The sequence below is a fragment of the Streptomyces sp. CA-142005 genome (assembly GCF_050942335.1).
Classification (GTDB): Bacteria; Actinomycetota; Actinomycetes; order Streptomycetales; family Streptomycetaceae; genus Streptomyces.
In genome coordinates this window covers 8,969,425-8,990,385 of the sequence record NZ_CP192078.1, presented here as the reverse complement: position 1 = coordinate 8,990,385, position 20,961 = coordinate 8,969,425, and the positions used below count along the sequence as shown (strand labels likewise).

Here is a 20,961-nt window from a genome sequence, read left to right as displayed (position 1 = left end):
TTATTGAACCCACGTACAACACGCGCGAGCAGATGCATGTCGCGGGTCGCGTCACAGATCGCGTCACGGATTCAACGGTCCGCTGGATCAAGGGAGATCGGCGTCATGGCGGAGACGACGGGGACGACGGAGACGGGGCTGCCGAGGGGTTTCCGGAGCGCCGAACCGGGCTGGCCCGAGCTGCACCGCATCCCGCATCCGCCGCGCCGGGTGCCGCTGCTCGGCGATGTGCTCGGGGTCGACCGGCGCACGCCGGTGCAGGACTCCATGCGCTTCGCGCGCGAGCTGGGGCCGATCTTCCGGCGGCGGGCCTTCGGCAAGGAGTTCGTGTTCGTGTGGGGTGCGCGGCCGGCCGCGGACCTGGCCGACGAGTCCCGGTTCGCCAAGCACGTCGGTCTGGGCGTGGCCAATCTGCGGCCGCTCGCCGGGGACGGCCTGTTCACCGCCTACAACCACGAGCCCAACTGGCAGCTGGCGCACGACGTCCTGGCGCCCGGCTTCAGCCGGGAGGCGATGGAGGCGTACCACGGGATGATGCTCGCGGTCGCCGGCCGCCTCACCGCCCACTGGGACCGTGAGGCGGCGGCCGGACGTACCGTGGACGTGCCCGGGGACATGACCAAGCTGACCCTGGAGACGATCGCGCGGACCGGCTTCGGGCACGACTTCGGCTCCTTCGAGCGGGACCGGCCGCACCCCTTCGTCACCGCGATGGTCGGCACGCTCACCTACGCCCAGCGCCTGAACAGCGTGCCCGGGCCGCTGGCCCCGCTGCTGCTGCGCACCGCCGCGCGGCGCAACGCGGCCGACATGGCGTACCTGAACAGGACGGTCGACGACCTGGTCGCCGAGCGGCGCCGGTCGGGGCGCGGGGACGGTGACCTGCTGGACCGGATGCTGGAGACGGCCCATCCGGAGACCGGCGGGAAACTGTCGGCGGAGAACGTCCGCAAACAGGTGATCACGTTCCTGGTCGCGGGCCACGAGACCACCTCGGGCGCGCTCTCCTTCGCCCTGTACTACCTCGCCCGGCACCCCGAGATCGCCGCCCGGGCCCGCACCGAGGTGGAGCGCGTCTGGGGCGGCACCGAGCGGCCCGGCTACGACCAGGTCGCCAAGCTGCGCTACGTCCGCCGGGTGCTGGACGAGTCCCTGCGGCTCTGGCCGACCGCCCCGGCCTTCGCCCGCGAGGCCCTGCGGGACACCGTGCTCGCCGACGACCACCCGATGCTCCGGGGCGCGTGGGCACTGGTGCTGACACCGATGCTGCACCGCGACCCCGAGGTCTGGGGCGAGGACGCCGAGCGCTTCGACCCGGACCGCTTCGAGGCGGCGGCCGTACGGTCCCGTCCCCCGCACACCTTCAAGCCCTTCGGCACCGGCGCCCGCGCCTGTATCGGCCGCCAGTTCGCCCTGCACGAGGCGACGCTGGTCCTCGGCCTCCTGCTGCGCCGCTACGACCTGCTGCCCGACCCGGCCTACCAGCTGTCCGTGACCGAACGGCTGACGATGATGCCCGAGGGGCTGCGGCTGGGCCTGGAGCGCCGGCCGACGCCGGTACGTGCACCGGAATCAGCCGCGGAGGCAGGGCCGGAGGCCTGCCCGGCGCACGAGGTGAGCGCGCCGGGGAGCACCGCGGAGCCGAACGCCACGCATGCGACGAACACGCCCGGCGAGGACGCTCCGGTCGCCAGCCCGACCGACGGTTGCCCGGTACACCAGTCGGCACGCTGACCCGAGCCTGGTGCACCGCCAAGGTCACCGGCCCGGAGCCACGTCGAGGTCCGCGTCGGTCAGGTCGGCGTCGCGCAGATCGGCGCCGATCATGTCCGCAGCGCGCGGCGCCGGTGAGGCCCGCGGCGATGAGGTAGGCGCCGCGCAGCCTTGCCCCGCGCAGATCGGCGCCCCGGCGCCAGGGCAGGCAGCCTTCAGCGGCCGAACACCTCGAAGGCCACCGCGGGTCTGCCGCCGAAGCGTTCGCCGGTGGTCCTGGCGTTGGTGGTCAGGAAGGTGCGGACGTGTGTCTCCGGGTCCTCGTCGGTCATTGCCTCGATGTAGGTGCGGTGTTCGAGCAGGGAGCGCACCGCGCGCTCCAGCCCGGGACCCGCGTCGACGGCGTGGGTGGGCCGGCTGGAGCCCGCGACGGCGACCCAGCGCACGCCGTTCCAGGGTTCGAGTCCCTGTTGGGTGAGTTCCGGGAAGATCCAGCGGTTCCCGGCGTCGGCGGCCGCGTCCAGGGTGGCTCGGCCCACGGCCACGTGGTCGGGGGTGTTCCAGGCGGCACCGCCCCAGGTGTCCCGGTGGTTGAGGGTGATGACCAGTTCGGGGCGGTGGCGGCGGATCGCGGCGGCGATGTCGCGGCGCAGCGGGAGCCCGTACTCGATCACCCCGTCCCGGTGGCCGAGGAACTCGACCGAGGTGACACCGACGACGGCCGCGCTCGCCCGCTGCTCACGTTCGCGCAGCGGCCCGCAGGCGGCGGGGTCGAGGGTGTCGATGCCCGCCTCGCCGCGGGTCGCGAGGACGTAGGAGACCTCGCGGCCGGCGTCGGTCCAGGCGGCGACCGTCGCGGAGCACGTGTATTCCAGGTCGTCGGGGTGCGCCACCACGGCCAGGGCGCGCTGCCAGTCCTCGGGCATGGGCTGGAGCCGGCTCGTCTCGGGCTCTGTCATGGGCCGCACGCTATGCGCTCGGCCGGAGGTGCCACCGCGCTTCACACCGCGTCTCTTGCCATCGCCAGCAGCCGGTCCAGGACCCTCGGCGCCCCCGTGCGCAGCCCGTCGTGCTCGAACTCGTCGGTGACCCAGGTGCGCAGGCCGCGGATCGCGCGGGCGGTCTGAAGGGAGTGTGCGGTGTCGACGTACATGTCGTCGTGGTAGACGGCCGCCACGACGGGGACCTCGTTGGCGGCGAGGCGGGCGGGGTCGTACAGGGGCTGCCAGTCGGTGCGGGCGGCGAGGAGGTCGGCCGTCTCGCGCAGCGGGCGCAGGGCCGGGTCGGCCTCGAACATCCAGGGGTGGACCGTCTCGCCGGTGAACAGCACCGGGGTGTCGTCGGCGAGCGCCTTGGCCGCGTCGAACTGCGGGAACTCGGCGCGGACCCGTTCGGCGGACCAGGCGGTGGGGCGGGCGTCGCGGCCGTAGATCGACTCGTGGACGAGCGCGTAGAGGGGGTGGCCGGCATACGACAGCAGGGCCTGGGCCTGTTCCTGGAAGGCGTCGGAGAGCTCCGGGCCGCCCGGTGTGCGCACGAAGGCGTCCTCCAGGAGGTGGTGCAAGCGGTGGCTGCCGTCGCTCGTGCCGAGCATCAGGCCGAGGGACTGGAAGGCCTCGACGGTGAACCGGTAGCCGTTCGGCAGGACCACGTCGTGGGTGAGGAGGTGGTCGGCGATACGGCGGGCCCGCTCGACGTCCTGCGGGTAGCGGGCGTAGTGCGCGGTGACCTTGCGTTCGATGCGCGGGTAGGCCGCGCGGTAGACGTCGTCGGCGTGGGCGTGCAGGGAGGGCAGGCCGCCGGTGATGACGGCGGTGTCCAGGCCCTCGGGGGCCAGGGAGAGGTAGGACACCGTGCAGAAGCCGCCGAAGCTCTGGCCGAGCACGGTCCAGGGGGCGCCGCCGGTGACCTGGGGGCGGATGACCTCGCAGTCCCGGACGATGGCGTCGGCGCGGAAAAGAGTGAGGTAGTCGGCCTGTTCGGCGGGGCCGCCGCGCAGCGGGAGCGTCTGCCGGGTGGCCGGGGTGGAACTGCCGGTGCCGCGCTGGTCGAGCAGCAGGACGCGGTAGTCCTTCAGGGCCCGGTCGAGCCAGGCCTGACGTCCGACGAAACGATTCGCCCCGAAGCCCGGACCGCCCTGGAGAAACAGCAGCCACGGCAGCTCCTTCCCGGCCTTGTCGCTCGCGACCACCTCACGGGCGTACAGCTCGATCGTCTCGCCGCCCGGGGCGGCGTGGTCGAGGGGCACGGTGAAGCGGCGGTCGGTGAGGATGACGCCGGGCTGGCGGTAGCTGAGGCTCAACGGGGCTCCCGGGACGGACGGTAGGGACGGTCCCAGTTCAGCACATGCCTCCGCCCGCGCGGAGCCCGGGGATCATGGATTCTTACTGAACTTCCGGTCAGCCCCGGGTCAGCGTGCCACGAGGCTGGAACGGCGCACCACCAGCTCCGGCTGGAGCACCACCCGGCGGTGCTCGTGGGTGCGCGTGCCCTCGCCCTGTTCGGTCTCCTCCAGCAGCAGCTCGGCGGCGAGGGCGCCCATGGTGACGGCGGGCTGCCGTACGGAGGTCAGCGGTACGGCGGCGGCCGCCGCGAACTCGATGTCGTCGTAGCCGACGATGGCGAGGTCGTCGGGGACGGTGACGCCGGCGGCGTACAGGGCCTGCAGGACGCCGAGGGCGAGCAGGTCGTTGGCGCAGAACACGGCGGTGGGGCGGTCGGCGAGACCCAGCAGGCGGGCGCCGGCGTCGCGGCCGGCGGCCACGTCGAGGCGTTCGGTGGGCAGCTCGCGCAGCGCCTTGGGGCCGAGCCCGGCTTCGGCCAGGGCGTTCAGGGCGCCGGTACGGCGGTCGCGGACCTGGTTGAGTCCGGGGGGTCCGCTGACGTAGGCGATGGAGCGGTGGCCCGCATCCACCAGGTGCCGGACGGCGAGCGCGCCGCCGGCCACGTCGTCCACGGACACCGAGCACTCGGTGGTGCCCTCGGCGACCCGGTCGACCAGGACGAAGGGGATGCCGTGCCGGCGGAAGGCGTCGATGTTGCGGCCGGTGGCGTCGGCCGGGGTCAGCAGCACGCCCCGCACCCGCTGCTCGGCGAAGAGCGACAGGTAGTCGGCCTCCTCGGCGGCGTTCTGGGCGCTGTTGCACACCATCACGCCGAGCCCCGCCTGGCGGGCCGCCCGCTCGGCGCCGCGCGCCACGTCCACGAAGAACGGGTTGCCCATGTCGAGCACGAGCAGACCCATGATCCGGCTGCGGCCCGCGCGCAACTGTCGCGCCGACTCGCTGCGGACGTAGCCGAGCCGGTCGATCGCGGACAGCACCCGCGCCCGGGTCTCACTCGCGACGGTGTCCGGGCGGTTGATGACGTTCGACACCGTGCCCACCGACACTCCGGCGACACGGGCGACGTCCTTGATACCCACCGACTGGGCCATCGGGCGAAGACCTCCAGGGAGACAAGGGGCGGCGGGACGACCTTCACATTACCGTCATGCCGGCAGCGCGAAGTCGGCCACGTACAGGGGCGAGGGCGTCGTACCGGTGGACTTCTCCTGGTACATGAAGGACAGGACGTTCTCCGACCGGATCCGCGTCTCGTCGACGACCACCTCGCCGAAGGCGTTCAGGTCACCACCGTCGTGCAGCAGTGTCCAGTCGGTGTACCCGGAGGCCTTGGACGCGGCGGCGATGCGGCCGAACGGAAGCACCGCGTAAGCGTTGTCGTGCCGGTCCAGGACGAGCTTGGTGCGCTGGCTGGAGTTCAGCGGGATCGGGATCTCGGTCTTCTGCCAGGCGCCGGAAGCGTTCTTGCGGAGGTGGAAGGCGCGCCCGTGGGCGATGCGGTCGGCGGCGTAGTCCGTGGTGCACCGCCCGAAACGGCCCGGTACGTAACTGATGATCGCGTGCGGCCGGCCGGCCGAGTCGACGGCCTGGCTCTCCTGGTTCATCAGGGCATGGTCGGGGGCCAGGGGGTCCACCACCAACCCGGGGCTGTCGACGGCGACCTTGTCCGGGCCGCCGGTGGTGCCCACGACCTCACCGGCGTCGTTGCGCCAGGTCCGCCCGCGGTCGGCGGAGAGGACGTAGCCGGTGTCGTGGTTGGTCAGACCGCCGCCGCACGTCACGGAGGCGTTCTGCTCGCGCCAGGTGAAGAAGGAGTGCAGCCGGCCGCGGACGTCGTAGTCGATGCCGTGCAGGTACATGCTGCGGGCGGTGCTGGAGCCGTGCGCACTGGAGTAGGTGCCGGTCGCGCTGCTCCACTCCCCCAGCGCCGTCCACGTCGAACCGTCGTACTCCGCGAGGGCGTTGCGGCCGTCGCCGGAGATCCCGGCACGGTAGCCGAGCTGGAGCCTGCCCTCGGGGGTGGAGACGAACTGCGGATAGGTGAACCGCGCGGTGAGCGCGAGTCCGCCGAGCGTGGTGCGCACGGGCCCGAAGGCGGCCCGGGTCCACGGCGGTTCGCCGTCGAGCAGCCCGGCGCAGGACTTCACGTAGGAGAAGCCGTCGCTGTGCGCGTCCGAGACCAGGTGCAGCCGGCCGTCGGTCCGCGACACACCCATCGAGATCACGTTGTGGGAGTCGTCGCTCTTGAGCCGGTGGTCCAGGGTCACCGTCGCCCAGACCCCCGCACCCGGGCCGCGGCGGGCGAGGGTCGCGCTGCGGTCGGCGGAGTACCAGGCCGCGTACTGCCGGCCCCGGTGCGTGAACAGGCCGTTCTTCTGGAAGGAGTTGTTGTTGACGAGGCCGTCGTACGACACGAAGTACAGGGCCCGGGCATCGAGGAGGGTACGGCCCAGCCGGGTGACCCCGGGGGCCGCGACCCCGCTCACGTCGGCGGTCATGACAGGTGGAACACCTCCGTGAGCGGCCTCATGGCCTCGTCGGGTCTGGCGCCGTCCAGCGACTCGAAGAACGGCGCCATCTCCGCCTGCCAGCGCGCGTTGACCTCGGTCGCCTCCATGCCGGCCTGAGCGGCGGCGAAGTCCTCGGTCTCCAGATAGCCGACGAGCAAGCCGTCCTCGCGCAGGAACAGCGAGTAGTTGTGCCAGCCGGTCGCCTTCAGGGCGTCGAGCATCTCCGGCCAGACGGCCGCGTGCCGCTCACGGTACTCGTCGAGCCGGTCCGCCCTGACCTTCAGCAGGAAGCACACGCGCTGCATCGACTGCTCCCGTCTGCCTAGAAGTTGAACTGGTCGATGTTCTTGGCGTCGAACACGGTCGGCTTGCCCAGGCTGATCACGCCGTCCTTGCCGATGGTGTACGTCGTACCGCCGGCCTTGAAGCTCTCGCCCTCCTTGCCGGTGATCTGGCCCGAGGCCAGCGCGACGGCGGTGCGGGCGGCCAGGTCGCCGAGCTTGGCCGGGTCCCACAGCTCGAAGGCGTCCACGGTGCCGTTCTTGACGTACTTGCGCATGTCGTTGGGGGTGCCGAGGCCGGTCAGCTTGACCTTGCCCTTGTACTTGGAGCCCGACAGGTACTGGGCGGCGGCCTTGATGCCGACGGTGGTCGGGGAGATGATCCCCTTCAGGTTCGGGTACTGCTGGAGCAGGCCCTGGGTCTGCTGGAAGGACTGCTGGGCGTCGTCGTTGCCGTACGCGATCTTGACCAGCTTGATGTTCTTGTACTTCGGGTCTTTCAGCTCGTCCTTCATGTACCCGATCCAGGTGTTCTGGTTCGTGGCGGTCTGGGCGGCGGACAGGACGGCGATCTCGCCCTTGTACCCGATCTGCTGCGCGAGCAGCTGCACCTCGGTACGGCCGAGGTCCTCGGCGGACGCCTGCGAGACGAAGGCGTTGCGGCAGCCGGGCGTGGTGTCGGAGTCGTAGGTGACGACCTTGATGCCGTTGCTCATGGCCTGCTTGAGGGCGGTGCACAGGGCGCCCGGGTCCTGCGCGGAGACCGCCATCGCGTTCACCTGCTGCTGGGTGAGCGTGTTGACGTAACTGACCTGCCCGGAGGTGTCCGTGGCGCTGGAGGGGCCCACCTCCTTGTACTTCGAGCCGAGTTCGGCGAGCGCCTTCTCGCCGCCCTTGTCGGCGGTGGTGAAGTAGGGGTTGTTGACCTGCTTGGGCAGGAAGCCGACGGTCAGGCCCTTCTTGGTGGCGGCGTTCGGATCGGCCTTGCCGCCGGAGGCGGCGGAGGCGTTGTCGTCCTTGACGTCGTTCTTGGTGGTGCCGCCGCAGGCGGTGAGCGCCAGGGCGAGGGACGTACCGACGGCGAGCGCGGCGCAGGTGCGGCGCAGGGGTGACTTGGGCATGGCGGGGTCCTTGGGAGAAGAGAGGGTGAGTGGACGCGCCCCAGAGGGGGCGCGGAGCTGTGTTTCCTGTGCGGCTGCCGCCGCGATGGGGGTCCCCCCGGGGTCGGGCGAAGCCGGGAACCCGGGGGAGCGACCGGCCATGACCGGACCGCAGCCGGCGAAGGGCCTAACCGGAGGAACCGGCGGCCCTGCCCACGGCGATCTGACGCGCGACCCGCGGCCCGAGCACGGAGATCACCAGCAGGACACCGGTGACGACGATCTGCGACTGCGCGGAGACGTTCAGCAGGCTCATGACGTTCTGCAGCGCGCCGAGCAGGAACACGCCGGCGATGGCGCCGCCCAGCGTCCCCTTGCCCCCGTCGAAGTCGATGCCGCCGAGCAGCACGGCCGCGACGACGGAGAGTTCGAGGCCCGTGGCGTTGTCGTAGCGGGCGCTGGCGTAGTGCAGGGCCCAGAACACACCGGTCAGCGCGGACATGAACCCGGTGGCCACGAAGAGCAGGAGCTTGGTCCGCCTGACCCGGATCCCGGCGAACCGCGCCGCCTCCTCGCTCGCGCCGACCGCGAACAGCGACCGGCCGAAGGGGGTGGCGTGCAGGACGACGGCGGCGATGGCGAGCAGCACCAGGAAGGGAAGGAACGCCTGGGGCAGGAAGGAGTTCCCGACCCGGCCGGCCGCGAAGTCCAGGTACTGGGAGGGGAAGTCGGTGACCGCGTCGGAGCCGAGCACGATCTGGGCGATGCCCCGGTAGGCGGCGAGGGTGCCGATGGTGACGGCGAGGGACGGCAGCCCGAGCCGCGTGACGAGCAGGCCGTTGACCAGTCCGCAGACGACGCCCAGCAGCAGGCACAGAGGGATGATCGTCTCGATGGCCATGCCGTCGTTCCAGAGCTTGCCCATCACCGCCCCGGACAGCCCGGCCGTGGACGCCACCGACAGATCGATCTCGCCCGCGACCACCAGCAGGGTCATCGGCAGGGCGATCAGCGCGATCGGGAGCGTGTTGCCGAGGAGGAAGGACAGGTTGAGGGCGTTGCCGAAACCGTCCACGAAACCGAACGACAGCAGCAGCAGGACGATGAGGAGCGCGCCGACGACCGTGTCCCAGCGAACGGCGCGGGTCAGCGATTCAGGCACCGGCGTTCTCCTTCGCCATGGGGGTGTTCCTCCGGTCGGACTTCTTCTTCAGGGCGGCGGCCACGCGCAGTGCGACGATCCGGTCGACGGCGATGGCGAGCAGCAGCAGGACGCCGTTGATGGCGAGCACCCACACCGAGCTGACGCCGAGAGCGGGCAGGACGCTGTTGATCGAGGTGAGCAGCAGGGCGCCCAGAGCGGCTCCGTAGACGCTTCCCGAGCCGCCGGTGAAGACGACGCCGCCGACCACGACGGCGCTGACGACGGTGAGTTCGTAGCCGTTTCCGGTGCCCGAGTCGACGTTTCCGAAGCGGGCGAGATACATCGCTCCCGCGAGTCCGGCGAGGCCGCCGCAGAAGGTGTAGGCGGCCAGGATCCGCTTGCGGACCGGGATGCCGGCCAGCCGCGCGGCCTCCGGGTTGGAACCGAGGGCGTACAGCTCCCGTCCGCTGCCGAAGTGTTTGAGGTAGTACGCCGTCGCCACCAGGACCGCCAGCGCGATCAGTGCCAGCCACGGCACCGCCGAGACGCCCCCGGAGCCGAAGTCCACGAACCCGCCGGGGAGGTCGGCCGCGGTGATCTGGCGGGAGCCGACCCAGATGGAGTCGACGCCGCGGATGATGTAGAGCGTGCCCAGGGTGACGACGAGGGCGGGCACCTGGCCGAGGCTGACCAGCAGGCCGTTGAGCATGCCGAAGCCGACTCCCAGCAGGACGGCGAGGAGGATCGCGACGACGGCGTTGCCGCCGCCGTGCAGATAGGTGCCGGTGGCGAAGGCGCTGATGCCGAGGGTCGAGCCGACCGACAGATCGACGTTCCTGGTGATCACCACCAGGGACTGTCCGGTGGCCACCAGCACCAGGATGGTGGCGTTGAGCAGCAGGTCCTTGATGCCCTGCTCGGAGAGGAACTCGCTGTTGCCCGCCTGGGTGATGCCGATCATCACCAGGAAGACGACCAGGATGGCGAGTTCGCGCATCTTGAAGACGCGGTCGACCAGTCGGGTGCCGCCGGAGCGGGGCACCTCGACGGCTGGAGTCTGGTTCGGGGTGGTCACCGTCATGCGGCGGCCCTCCCGGTGGCTGCGGCCATCACGGTTTCCTCGGAGGCTTCGGCGCGGGGGATCTCGGCGGTGAGCCGGCCCTCGTGCATGACGAGCACGCGGTCGGCCATGCCGAGGATCTCGGGCAGGTCGGAGGAGATCATCAGCACCGCCACCCCGTCGGCGGCGAGCTGCGACAGCAGCCGGTGCACCTCCGCCTTGGTACCGACGTCGATGCCGCGGGTCGGCTCGTCCACGATCAGCACCTTCGGGCCGGTGGCGAGCCACTTGGCGAGGACGACCTTCTGCTGGTTGCCGCCGGAGAGGGTGGAGACGGCGTCGGCGATGCGGGCGTACTTCACCTGGAGCTTGACGGCCCAGTCGAGGGAGCGGCTGCGTTCCGCCCCGCGGTCCATCAGCCCGGCCTTGACGGTCGTACGCAGGCCGGTGAGGCCGATGTTGCGCTCGATGGACATGTCCATCACCAGGCCCTGGGCGCGCCGGTCCTCCGGGACGAGGGCCAGTCCGGCCGCCATCGCCGTGGACGGGGCGCCGTTGGTGAGTCTGCGCCCGGCGACCTCGACCTCGCCGGCGTCCCACCGGTCGACGCCGAAGACCGCGCGGGCCACCTCGGTGCGGCCGGCGCCCACGAGTCCCGCGAGACCGACGATCTCGCCGCACCGCACCTCGAAGGACACGTCCGTGAAGACGCCCTCGCGGGTCAGGCGGCGGACGCTCAGGGCCACCTCGCCGGGCTCGACCTCCTGCTTGGGGTAGAGCTCGTCCAGGTCGCGGCCGACCATCCGGCGGACCAGGTCGTCCTCGGTCATGCCGGCCAGCGATTCGCCGGCGATCCAGGCGCCGTCCCGCAGGGTGGTCACCGTCTGGCAGATCTCGAAGATCTCCTCCAGCCGGTGCGAGATGAACAGCACCGCCGCGCCCTGCTCGCGCAGGGTGCGGACGACCCCGAAGAGCCGCGCCACCTCGCTGCCGGTCAGGGCTGCCGTCGGCTCGTCCATGATCAGGACCCGGGCCTCGAAGGAGAGGGCCTTGGCGATCTCGACGATCTGCTGGTCGGCGATGGACAGGCCACGGGCCGGCCGGTCGGGGTCGAGTTCGACGCCGAGGCGCTTCATCAGGGCCAGGGTCGCGGCATGTGTGGCCTTGTGGTCGATCCGGCCGAGGGCCCGCCTGGGCCGGCGGCCCATGAAGATGTTCTCGGCGATCGACAGGTCGGGGAAGAGTGTGGGTTCCTGGTAGATCACGGCGATGCCGGCGTCGCGGGCTTCGCCGGGGCCGTGGAAGACGACGGGCTCACCGTCGAGCAGCACCTGGCCGGCATCCGGCCGGTGCACCCCGGCGAGGGTCTTGATCAGCGTCGACTTGCCCGCGCCGTTCTCTCCGGCAAGGGCGTGCACCTCGCCGGGCAACAGCTCCAGGGAGACGTCCCTGAGGGCGCGTACGGCACCGAAGGACTTGGAGACGCCCTTCAGCGCCAGCACCGGCGCCGGCCCCGTGTCAGGCGGGTGGGTCATGTGAGGCTCCTCGACGACACCGGCCGGAGGACCCGAGGCCTCCACCGCGCCGTGAAAGGTTTCAACTGGATTGCCGGGACCGTAGGCATGACAGCCGGGGCGCGTCAATGGGTTCGGTTCGAAAAAGTTTCGATAGTCAAAGGTCGCGACAGGATCACGGACAACGGGGTTGGTCGGAGCGCTTGACACCCCTCCGGAGGGCCCTTAGCTTGCGGGTCTGAATCGTTTCACATCGCTTCGTTGTTACGACCGACATCACCAGGAGTCGCGCAGTGACCGACCTCGCCGCGGTGAAGGCCGCGCTCAAGACCCAGGCCGTCGAGACGCCGTCGTGGGCGTACGGGAACTCGGGAACCCGTTTCAAGGTGTTCGCCCAGCCGGGCGTGCCGCGCGATCCCTGGGAGAAGCTGCAGGACGCGGCGAAGGTGCACGAGTTCACCGGCGTGGCCCCCACCGTCGCCCTGCACATCCCGTGGGACAAGGTGGACGACTACGCGGCGCTGGCCAGGCACGCCGAGGACCACGGGCTGAAACTGGGGGCGATCAACTCCAACACCTTCCAGGACGACGACTACAAGCTCGGCAGCATCTGCCACGCGGATCCTGCGGTGCGGCGCAAGGCGCTCGATCATCTGCTGGAGTGCGTCGACATCATGGACGCCACGGGGTCCGGGGACCTGAAGCTCTGGTTCGCCGACGGCACGAACTATCCCGGCCAGGACGACATCCGGGCCCGGCAGGACCGCCTCGCGGAGGGGCTGGCCGAGGTGTACGGGCGGCTCGGGGACGGGCAGCGGATGCTGCTGGAGTACAAGTTCTTCGAGCCCGCCTTCTACGCGACGGACGTGCCGGACTGGGGCACCGCCTACGCCCACTGTCTGAAGCTGGGCCCGCAGGCGCAGGTGGTCGTCGACACCGGGCACCACGCGCCCGGCACCAACATCGAGTTCATCGTGGCCACGCTGCTGCGGGAGGGGAAGCTCGGCGGGTTCGACTTCAACTCCCGCTTCTACGCCGACGACGACCTGATGGTGGGCGCGGCCGATCCGTTCCAGTTGTTCCGGATCATGTACGAGGTGGTGCGCGGGGGCGGGCTCGGGCCGGGCGTCGCCTTCATGCTCGACCAGTGCCACAACATCGAGGCGAAGATCCCGGCGATCATCCGGTCGGTCATGAACGTGCAGGAAGCCACCGCCAAGGCCCTGCTGGTCGACCGGGAAGCGCTCGCCGTCGCTCAGCGCGAGGGTGACGTGCTCGGGGCGAACGCCGTGCTCATGGACGCGTACAACACCGATGTACGGCCGCTGCTGGCCGAGGTGCGTGAGGAGATGGGGCTCGACCGCGACCCGATCGCCGCGTATGCCCGCTCCGGGTGGGCCGAGAAGATCGTGGCCGAGCGTGTCGGTGGGGAGCAGGCAGGGTGGGGGGCGTAGCGCCTCTGCCCTGATCTGCCTCGTCGCGGGGTGCGGGTCCGTCGTGGCCGCTCGCGCCCGCGCAGCAGAGCCGGACTTCGACACAGCCCCGCCCCTTGTGTACGCATCGCCCTCTGGAAAGGAAACCGGTCTCGTGACCACCCATCCTGAAGCCGCCGCCCTGATCGAGCGCTCCCATCGGCTCGGCTCCGACCCCCGCAACACCAACTACGCCGGCGGCAACGCGTCCGCCAAGGGCTCCGCCACCGACCCCGTGACCGGCGGTGACGTCGAGCTGATGTGGGTCAAGGGGTCCGGAGGTGATCTCGGCACGCTCACCGAGGCCGGGCTCGCCGTCCTGCGGATCGACCGGCTGCGGGCGCTGAAGGGGGTGTACCCCGGGGTCGAGCGCGAGGACGAGATGGTCGGCGCCTTCGACTACTGTCTGCACGGCAAGGGCGGGGCGGCCCCCTCCATCGACACCGCCATGCACGGGCTCGTCGAGGCCGCGCACGTCGATCATCTGCACCCGGACTCCGGGATCGCGCTGGCCTGCGCCGCCGACGGGGAGAAGCTGACCGCCGAGTGCTTCGGGGACTCGGTGGTGTGGGTGCCGTGGCGGCGGCCCGGCTTTCAGCTCGGGCTGGACATCGCGGCGGTCAAGGAGGCCAACCCGCAGGCGATCGGCTGCGTTCTGGGCGGGCACGGGATCACCGCGTGGGGTGAGACGTCCGAGGAGTGCGAGCGCAACTCGCTGCACATCATCCGTACCGCGGAGGCGTTCCTCGCCGAGCGCGGGAAGCCGGAGCCGTTCGGGCCGGTGATCGAGGGCTACGAGGCCCTTTCGGCGGCCGAGCGGCGGGAGCGGGCGGCGGCGCTGGCGCCGTACGTCCGGGCCGTCGCCTCGCAGGACAAGCCGCAGGTCGGGCACTTCGACGACTCCGACGCCGTGCTGGAGTTCCTCGCCCGCGCCGAGCATCCGCGGCTCGCGGCCCTGGGCACGTCGTGCCCGGACCACTTCCTGCGGACCAAGGTGCGCCCGCTGGTGCTGGACGTGCCGCCGGCCGCGCCGCTGGAGGAGGCCGTGGCCCGGCTGAAGGAGCTGCACGCCCGGTACCGGGAGGAGTACGCCGCCTACTACGAGCGGCACGCCCTGCCCGACTCGCCCGCGATGCGCGGCGCCGACCCGGCGATCGTGCTCGTGCCGGGCGTGGGCATGTTCAGCTTCGGCAAGGACAAGCAGACCGCCCGCGTGGCCGGGGAGTTCTACGTCAACGCCATCAACGTGATGCGCGGGGCGGAGGCGGTGTCGGCGTACGCGCCGATCGAGGAGTCGGAGAAGTTCCGCATCGAGTACTGGGCGCTGGAGGAGGCCAAGCTCCAGCGGATGCCCGAGCCCAAGCCGCTGGCGACCCGGGTGGCGCTGGTGACCGGTGCGGGCAGCGGGATCGGGAGGGCCATCGCGCACCGGCTGGTGGCCGAGGGCGCCTGTGTCGTCGTCGCCGACCTCAACGACGACAGCGCCCAGGCCGTGGCCGAGGAGCTGGGCGGCCCGGACAAGGCGGTCGCCGTCACCGTCGACGTCACCTCCGAGGAGCAGATCACCGAGGCCTTCAAGACGGCGGCGCTCGCCTTCGGCGGAGTCGACCTGGTCGTCAACAACGCCGGGATCTCCATCTCCAAGCCGCTGCTGGACACCTCGGCACGCGACTGGGACCTCCAGCACAACATCATGGCCCGCGGTTCCTTCCTCGTCTCACGGGAGGCGGCGCGGGTGATGATCGCGCAGGCGCTGGGCGGTGACATCGTCTACATCGCCTCCAAGAACGCGGTCTTCGCCGGGCCCAACAACATCGCCTACTCCGCCACCAAGGCCGACCAGGCCCACCAGGTGCGGCTCCTGGCCGCCGAGCTGGGCGAGCACGGCATCCGCGTCAACGGGGTCAACCCGGACGGTGTGGTGCGCGGTTCCGGGATCTTCGCGGGCGGCTGGGGTGCGCAGCGGGCCGCGGTGTACGGGGTGCCGGAGGAGAAGCTGGGCGAGTTCTACGCCCAGCGGACCATCCTCAAGCGGGAGGTGCTGCCCGAGCACGTCGCGAACGCCGTCTTCGCGCTGACCGGCGGCGAGCTGACCCACACCACCGGGCTGCACGTCCCGGTCGACGCGGGCGTGGCGGCCGCGTTCCTGCGGTGAGCGGGCTCTTGAAGGTGTACGCCGCGGTCGACCTGGGCGCCTCCAGCGGGCGGGTGATGGCCGGCCGGGTGAGCCCGGACTCGCTGGAGCTGAGCGAGGCACACCGCTTTCCCAACCGGCCGGTGCGCACACCCGAGGGCCTGCGCTGGGACATCCTCGCCCTGTACGGCGGTGTCCTGGACGGACTCCGGGCGGCGGGCCAGGTGGACTCGGTGGGCATCGACAGCTGGGCCGTGGACTACGGCCTGCTCGACGCCGACGGGGCCCTGCTGGGCAACCCGGTGCACTACCGCGACGCCCGCACCGAGGGCGTCGCGGAGAAGGTGTGGGCGACCGTGCCGGCCGAGGAGCTGTACGGGGCGACGGGCCTGCAGTACGCGCCCTTCAACACCCTGTACCAGCTGACGGCTGCCCGCGAGAAGCGCCAACTCTCCTACGCCGAGCGGCTGTTGCTCATCCCGGACCTGGTGTCGTACTGGCTGACCGGCGAGCAGGGCACCGAGCTGACCAACGCCTCCACCACCCAGCTCGTCGACCCCCGGACGCGGACGTGGTCCTACGACATCGCCGAGCGGCTCGGTATCGACCTCGGCCTGTTCGCGCCGCTGCGGCAGCCCGGCGATCCGGCCGGGCTGCTGCGGCCGGAGGTGCTGGAGGAGACCGGCCTGACCGGTCCCGTCCCGGTGACGGCCGTCGGCTCGCACGACACCGCCTCCGCGGTGGCCGCCGTCCCGGCCACCGGCGAGCCCTTCGCCTACATCTGCACCGGCACCTGGTCCCTGGCCGGCCTGGAGCTGACCGCTCCGGTGCTCACCGAGGAGAGCCGCGCCGCGAACTTCACCAACGAGCTGGGGCTCGACGGCACGGTCCGGTATCTGCGCAACATCATGGGGCTGTGGCTGCTCCAGGAGTGCCAACGGACCTGGGGAGAACAGGACCTGGGCCGGCTGCTGCGCGAGGCCGGCGCCGTGCCGGCGCTGCGCTCGGTGGTGGACGCCGGGGACAAGACGTTCCTGGCGCCCGGGCGGATGCCGGAGCGGATCGCCGAGGCGTGCCGGGCGTCCGGGCAGCCGGTGCCGGAGACGCGGGCCGAGGTCACCCGGTGCATCCTGGACTCGCTGGCCCTCGCCCACCGACGGGCCGTCGAGGACGCACAGCGGCTGGCCGACCACCCGGTGGAGGTGGTGTACCTCGTCGGCGGCGGCACCCGCAACGCGCTGCTGTGCCAGCTGACCGCCGACGCCTGCGGGCTGCCCGTGGTCGCCGGTGCGACGGAGGCGGCGGCCCTCGGCAACGTCCTGGTCCAGGCCCGTGCCGACGGCCTCGTCGGCGATCTGGCCGCCATGCGCCGGCTGCTCACCCGCACCCAGCCGCTGACCCGGTACACGCCCCGTGGCGACGCCGCGCGCTGGCGGGAGGCCGAAGCACGGCTCGCCACGCGGTGAACGGCACTCTCCCCTCGACGGTATTCGCCTACTACCCTGCACTCGTCCGATGACCGACCCCGAGGAGCCGCGATGCGTGTCGCCCTGTTCCTGACCTGTGTCAACGACACGCTCTATCCGGACACCGGCCGCGCCGTGGTGAAGCTGCTGACCAGACTGGGTGTCGACGTCGACTTCCCGATGGGTCAAAGTTGCTGCGGGCAGGCCCACTACAACACCGGTTACCGGCATGAGGCCGAACCACTGGCCCGGCACTTCTCCGATGTCTTCCGCGAGTACGACGCGATCGTCACCCCGTCCGGATCCTGCGGGGCGATGGTGCGGGAGCTGTATCCGCGGATGGGCGAGCGGGCACGTGCCGAGGGGCGGGGGGACTCGCTCGCCCGGACGCTGGCGCCGGTGGTGCCGAAGACGTACGAGCTGACCGAGTTCCTGGTGGACGTGCTGGGCGTGACGGACGTCGGAGCCTATTACGCGCACAAGGTCACCTATCACCCCACCTGCCACGGCCTGCGCGGCCTCGGGCTCGGCGACCGGCCGCGCCGCCTGCTCCAGGCGGTCAAGGGCCTGGAACTGGTCGAGCTGCCGGGCGCCGAGGAGTGCTGCGGGTTCGGGGGCACGTTCGCGCTCAAGAACGCCGAGGTCTCGGCGGCCATGGGCACGGACAAGGTCCGCAACGCCGAGTCGACGGGCGCGGAGGTGCTGTGCGCGGCCGACAACTCGTGCCTGATGCACATCGGCGGCACGATGAGCCGGCTGCGGACGGACATGCGGCCGGTCCACATCGCGGAGATCCTGGCGAGCACGGAGGAGGAACCGGCGGCATGAGCGGAACGTTCATCGGCATGCCGGCCTTTCCGAAGGCGGCGCACGACGCCCTGGGCAACACCATCCTGCGGGGCAACCTGCGGCACGCCACGCACACCATCCGCGCCAAACGGGCGCGCGCGGTGGCCGAGTTGGACGACTGGGCGGCGCTGCGCGAGGCGGGCCGCCGGATCAAGGACCACACCCTGCGCCACCTCGACCGCTATCTGGTGCAGCTGGAGGAGTCGGTCACGGCGGCGGGCGGTACGGTCCACTGGGCCGCCGACGCCGACGAGGCCAACCGGATCGTCGCCGGACTCGTCAGGGAGACCGGCGAGTCGGAGGTCGTCAAGGTCAAGTCGATGGCCACGCAGGAGATCGGGCTCAACGAGGCCCTGCTCGAAGAAGGCATCCACGCCTACGAGACCGATCTCGCCGAGCTCATCGTGCAGTTGGGCAAGGACCGGCCCTCGCACATCCTCGTGCCCGCCATCCACCGCAACCGGGGCGAGATCCGGGACATCTTCCGCTCGGAGATGGGCGAGTGGGGCCGTCCCGCTCCCGAGGGCCTGACCGACACCCCCGCCGAACTCGCCGAGGCCGCCCGGCTGCACCTGCGGGAGAAGTTCCTGCGTGCCAAGGTCGGCATCTCCGGCGCCAACTTCATGGTCGCCGAGACCGGCACCCTCGTCGTCGTGGAGTCCGAGGGCAACGGCCGGATGTGCCTGACCCTGCCGGAGACGCTGATCTCCGTCGTCGGCATCGAGAAGATCGTGCCGACCTGGCGGGACCTGGAGGTCTTCCTGCAGACCCTCCCCCGCTCCTCCACCGCCGAGCGCATGAACCCGTACACGTCGATGTGGACCGGCACCACGGACGGCGACGGCCCCCGGACCTTCCACCTCGTCCTGCTCGACAACGGCCGCACCGACACCCTCGCCGACCAGGTCGGCCGCCAGGCCCTGCGCTGCATCCGCTGCTCGGCCTGCCTGAACGTGTGCCCGGTGTACGAGCGGGCGGGCGGCCACGCCTACGGCTCGGTGTATCCGGGCCCGATCGGCGCGATCCTCAGCCCTCAACTCCGGGGCACGGAAAGCGAGATCGACGCCTCACTTCCGTACGCGTCGAGTCTGTGCGGGGCCTGCTACCAGGTGTGTCCGGTCGCCATCGACATCCCCGAGGTGCTGGTGCATCTGCGCGAGCGGGTCGTGGAGGGCGGTCCGGCCGTGCGGCAGGGCAACAAGGTGGTACTGAAGCCGGCCAGAGGACACGCCGCCGAGCGGGCGGCCATGCGCGCGGCACGCTGGGCGTTCACCCACCCCGGCGCCCTGCGCACCGGCCAGCGCCTCGCCTCCCGCACCCGCCGGCTGCACCCCCGCACCCTGCCGGGCCCGGGCAAGGCGTGGAGCGGCACCCGGGACCTGCCCGCCGTACCGGCGGAACCCTTCCGGGACTGGTGGCAGCGCACCCGCGGTGGAAAGGACGGCACCAAGTGAGCAGCAGGGAACGGATCCTGGGCCGGGTACGGCGCGCCCTCGCCGATGTGACCCCGGACGAGCGGCCGTACGAGGAGGCCGTGCCCCGCGACTATCTGCGCGAGCACGGGGCCCGCACGACCGAGGAGACGGTGGAGCTGCTGGCCGCGAACCTGGCGGACTACCGGGCGATCGTGCACCGCAGCGACGCCGAGGAGCTGCCGTATCTCGTCATGCGGCTGCTGAACGAGCACGGCTCCCAGGAGGTGCTGGTGCCGCCCGGCCTGCCGCCGGAGTGGATGTCCGCCGCGGACCCCGTGCGCATCCACGACCGGGCGGTGAGCACGCCGCAGCGGTTGGACCAGGTGGACAGCGTGGTGACGGGCTGTGCCGTGGCGATCGCCGAGACCGGCACGATCGTCCTGGACGGCTCCCCCGACCAGGGCCGGCGCCGCATCTCGCTCATCCCGGACCACCACATCTGTGTCGTCCGGGTCCCGGACCAGGTGGTCTCCTCGGTCCCGCAGGCCCTCGAACGCCTCGATCCCGCCCGTCCCTTGACCTGGATCTCCGGCCCGTCGGCCACCAGCGACATCGAACTGGACCGGGTGGAGGGCGTGCACGGCCCGCGCACACTGGAAGTGATCCTGCTGAGCTGACCCGGCGAGGAACCCAACGGCTCCGGCCGGCGGCGCGCCGGTGTGGTCCGAACGGGTGCGGTCCGCGCCGCCGGGCGGGGGCCACCGCCGCGCGCCGCGCGCACGGCCCCGATAGCGTGCGGACATGATCCGGTTCGAGCAGGTCACCAAGCGGTACCCGGACGGTACGACGGCGGTGGACGACCTCTCCTTCGAGGTGGCCGAGGGCGAACTCGTCACGCTCGTCGGGCCGTCCGGGTGCGGCAAGACGACGACCATGATGATGGTCAACCGGCTCATCGAGCCCACCTCCGGCCGGATCGTCGTCGACGGCGAGGACATCGCCTCGGTCGACCCGGTGCGGCTGCGCCGCCGCATCGGGTACGTCATCCAGCAGGTGGGCCTCTTCCCGCACCGCACCGTCCTGGACAACACCGCGACCGTGCCCGCGCTGCTCGGCTGGAAGCGGGCGAAGGCGCGGGCGCGGGCCGCCGAGCTGCTGGACCTCGTGGGACTCGACCCGACGACGTACGGGCCGCGCTATCCGGAGCAGCTGTCCGGCGGACAGCGGCAGCGGGTCGGGGTGGCGCGGGCGCTCGCGGCGGATCCACCGGTGCTGCTGATGGACGAGCCGTTCGGCGCGGTCGACCCGGTGGTGCGCGAGCAGTTGCAGGACGAGTTCCTGCGGATGCAGGCCGCGGTGCGCAAGACCGTGCTGCTGGTCACGCACGACATCGAGGAGGCGGTACGGCTCGGGGACCGGATCGCCGTGTACGGGCAGGGCCGGATCGAGCAGTTCGACACGCCCGGCGCGGTGCTCGGGGCGCCCGCGACCCCGTACGTCGCCTCCTTCGTGGGCGCCGACCGGGGGCTGAAGCGGCTGTCGGTCACCGCGATCGAGCCGGACGACCTTCAGCAGCCGCCCGTGGCCCGCCCGGACGAACCGGCCGAACAGGCCGTCGAGCGGCTGCGGGCGCAGGGCGCCCGGTGGGCCGTCGTCCTCGACGCGCAGGGCGATCTGCGCGGCTGGGCCGGCATCGACGAACTGGCGCGGGGCGGCACGGTCGCGGACGTCACCCACCGGATGACCGCGTGGGTGCCGGTCGGCGCGCCGCTCAAGCAGGCGTTCGGGATGATGCTGCAGTACGACGCCGGGTGGGTCGCGGTGCTGGACGGCGCGCGCTTCCTGGGCGTGCTCACCCCGGCGAAGCTGCACGAGGCGCTGCGCCGCTCGGTGGACGCGGACGCGCGGGGTGTGGCGCGGGGACAGGTGCCGTTCGACTCGGTGGCGGACGCGTAAGA

At 71.6% G+C, this 20,961-nt stretch carries 17 protein-coding genes; 8 read left to right on the top strand and 9 right to left on the bottom strand.

The annotated features are described in order from the left end of the window. Positions 1-105: 105 nt before the first annotated feature. Positions 106-1,734 (top strand): cytochrome P450, encoded by a 1,629-nt coding sequence (locus ACQPXS_RS41445; protein WP_433454669.1) that lies wholly within the window; start codon positions 106-108, stop codon positions 1,732-1,734. A 194-nt stretch (positions 1,735-1,928) separates the two neighbouring features. Here the strand turns inward: ACQPXS_RS41445 and ACQPXS_RS41440 are convergent, their stop codons facing one another. The 9 genes from ACQPXS_RS41440 to ACQPXS_RS41400 form a co-directional block, all read right to left on the bottom strand. Then, a complete protein-coding gene (locus ACQPXS_RS41440) occupies positions 1,929-2,672 on the bottom strand; it encodes a PIG-L deacetylase family protein (protein ID WP_433454668.1) in 744 nt (247 codons plus the stop codon). Positions 2,673-2,713: 41 nt separating this feature from the next. Beyond that, positions 2,714-4,015: an alpha/beta fold hydrolase gene (locus ACQPXS_RS41435; RefSeq protein WP_433454667.1), complete on the bottom strand. Its 1,302-nt coding sequence runs from the start codon at positions 4,013-4,015 to the stop codon at positions 2,714-2,716. 108 nt (positions 4,016-4,123) lie between these two features. Further along, positions 4,124-5,149 (bottom strand): LacI family DNA-binding transcriptional regulator, encoded by a 1,026-nt coding sequence (locus tag ACQPXS_RS41430; RefSeq protein WP_365324892.1) that lies wholly within the window; start codon positions 5,147-5,149, stop codon positions 4,124-4,126. Positions 5,150-5,203: 54 nt separating this feature from the next. Further along, a complete protein-coding gene (locus ACQPXS_RS41425) occupies positions 5,204-6,556 on the bottom strand; it encodes a BNR repeat-containing protein (RefSeq protein WP_433454666.1) in 1,353 nt (450 codons plus the stop codon). Continuing rightward, on the bottom strand, positions 6,553-6,873 hold the full coding sequence (locus tag ACQPXS_RS41420) for an L-rhamnose mutarotase (protein ID WP_356314587.1): 321 nt from the start codon (positions 6,871-6,873) through the stop codon (positions 6,553-6,555). The genes ACQPXS_RS41425 and ACQPXS_RS41420 overlap by 4 nt, the downstream gene beginning before the upstream one ends. 17 nt (positions 6,874-6,890) lie before the next feature. Then, positions 6,891-7,970 carry a rhamnose ABC transporter substrate-binding protein gene (rhaS, locus tag ACQPXS_RS41415; protein WP_433454665.1) on the bottom strand — a complete coding sequence of 360 codons (1,080 nt, stop codon included), beginning with the start codon at positions 7,968-7,970 and terminating at the stop codon, positions 6,891-6,893. 166 nt (positions 7,971-8,136) lie between these two features. Next, positions 8,137-9,111: an ABC transporter permease gene (locus ACQPXS_RS41410; RefSeq protein WP_433454664.1), complete on the bottom strand. Its 975-nt coding sequence runs from the start codon at positions 9,109-9,111 to the stop codon at positions 8,137-8,139. After that, positions 9,104-10,174 carry an ABC transporter permease gene (locus tag ACQPXS_RS41405; protein ID WP_433454663.1) on the bottom strand — a complete coding sequence of 357 codons (1,071 nt, stop codon included), beginning with the start codon at positions 10,172-10,174 and terminating at the stop codon, positions 9,104-9,106. Before ACQPXS_RS41405 ends, ACQPXS_RS41410 begins: the two co-directional genes overlap by 8 nt. Beyond that, complete coding sequence (locus ACQPXS_RS41400; RefSeq protein ID WP_433454662.1) at positions 10,171-11,688, bottom strand: sugar ABC transporter ATP-binding protein; 1,518 nt, start codon at positions 11,686-11,688, stop codon at positions 10,171-10,173. The genes ACQPXS_RS41405 and ACQPXS_RS41400 overlap by 4 nt, the downstream gene beginning before the upstream one ends. 272 nt (positions 11,689-11,960) lie before the next feature. Here ACQPXS_RS41400 and rhaI point away from each other — a divergent pair, with 272 nt between their 5' ends. The 7 genes from rhaI to ACQPXS_RS41365 all read left to right on the top strand — a co-directional run bounded on the left by rhaI (position 11,961) and on the right by ACQPXS_RS41365 (position 20,959). Continuing rightward, positions 11,961-13,121 carry an L-rhamnose isomerase gene (gene rhaI, locus ACQPXS_RS41395; protein ID WP_433454661.1) on the top strand — a complete coding sequence of 387 codons (1,161 nt, stop codon included), beginning with the start codon at positions 11,961-11,963 and terminating at the stop codon, positions 13,119-13,121. A 133-nt stretch (positions 13,122-13,254) separates the two neighbouring features. Beyond that, on the top strand, positions 13,255-15,294 hold the full coding sequence (locus ACQPXS_RS41390) for a bifunctional aldolase/short-chain dehydrogenase (protein WP_433454660.1): 2,040 nt from the start codon (positions 13,255-13,257) through the stop codon (positions 15,292-15,294). 8 nt (positions 15,295-15,302) lie between these two features. After that, entirely contained in the window at positions 15,303-16,739 is a 1,437-nt protein-coding gene (locus ACQPXS_RS41385) for a rhamnulokinase (RefSeq protein ID WP_433456178.1), read from the top strand. A gap of 72 nt (positions 16,740-16,811) precedes the next feature. Further along, positions 16,812-17,567, top strand: coding sequence for a (Fe-S)-binding protein (locus ACQPXS_RS41380; RefSeq protein WP_433454659.1), 756 nt, complete (start codon positions 16,812-16,814; stop codon positions 17,565-17,567). After that, positions 17,564-19,042: a LutB/LldF family L-lactate oxidation iron-sulfur protein gene (locus tag ACQPXS_RS41375; RefSeq protein ID WP_433454658.1), complete on the top strand. Its 1,479-nt coding sequence runs from the start codon at positions 17,564-17,566 to the stop codon at positions 19,040-19,042. The genes ACQPXS_RS41380 and ACQPXS_RS41375 overlap by 4 nt, the downstream gene beginning before the upstream one ends. Then, positions 19,039-19,680 carry a LutC/YkgG family protein gene (locus ACQPXS_RS41370; protein WP_356314614.1) on the top strand — a complete coding sequence of 214 codons (642 nt, stop codon included), beginning with the start codon at positions 19,039-19,041 and terminating at the stop codon, positions 19,678-19,680. The genes ACQPXS_RS41375 and ACQPXS_RS41370 overlap by 4 nt, the downstream gene beginning before the upstream one ends. 124 nt (positions 19,681-19,804) lie before the next feature. After that, complete coding sequence (locus ACQPXS_RS41365; RefSeq protein ID WP_433454657.1) at positions 19,805-20,959, top strand: betaine/proline/choline family ABC transporter ATP-binding protein; 1,155 nt, start codon at positions 19,805-19,807, stop codon at positions 20,957-20,959. Positions 20,960-20,961: the final 2 nt, after the last annotated feature.

Excerpts from the sequence above, each read along its gene's own strand:
- ACQPXS_RS41365 (WP_433454657.1), top strand. The coding sequence starts at position 19,805 with ATGATCCGGTTCGAGCAGGTCACCAAGCGGTACCCGGACGGTACGACG.
- ACQPXS_RS41440 (WP_433454668.1), bottom strand. The coding sequence starts at position 2,672 with ATGACAGAGCCCGAGACGAGCCGGCTCCAGCCCATGCCCGAGGACTGG.
- rhaS (WP_433454665.1), bottom strand. The coding sequence starts at position 7,970 with ATGCCCAAGTCACCCCTGCGCCGCACCTGCGCCGCGCTCGCCGTCGGT.
- ACQPXS_RS41425 (WP_433454666.1), bottom strand. The coding sequence starts at position 6,556 with ATGACCGCCGACGTGAGCGGGGTCGCGGCCCCCGGGGTCACCCGGCTG.
- ACQPXS_RS41445 (WP_433454669.1), top strand. The coding sequence starts at position 106 with ATGGCGGAGACGACGGGGACGACGGAGACGGGGCTGCCGAGGGGTTTC.
- ACQPXS_RS41380 (WP_433454659.1), top strand. The coding sequence starts at position 16,812 with ATGCGTGTCGCCCTGTTCCTGACCTGTGTCAACGACACGCTCTATCCG.
- ACQPXS_RS41375 (WP_433454658.1), top strand. The coding sequence starts at position 17,564 with ATGAGCGGAACGTTCATCGGCATGCCGGCCTTTCCGAAGGCGGCGCAC.
- ACQPXS_RS41420 (WP_356314587.1), bottom strand. The coding sequence starts at position 6,873 with ATGCAGCGCGTGTGCTTCCTGCTGAAGGTCAGGGCGGACCGGCTCGAC.
- ACQPXS_RS41400 (WP_433454662.1), bottom strand. The coding sequence starts at position 11,688 with ATGACCCACCCGCCTGACACGGGGCCGGCGCCGGTGCTGGCGCTGAAG.
- ACQPXS_RS41405 (WP_433454663.1), bottom strand. The coding sequence starts at position 10,174 with ATGACGGTGACCACCCCGAACCAGACTCCAGCCGTCGAGGTGCCCCGC.
- ACQPXS_RS41430 (WP_365324892.1), bottom strand. The coding sequence starts at position 5,149 with ATGGCCCAGTCGGTGGGTATCAAGGACGTCGCCCGTGTCGCCGGAGTG.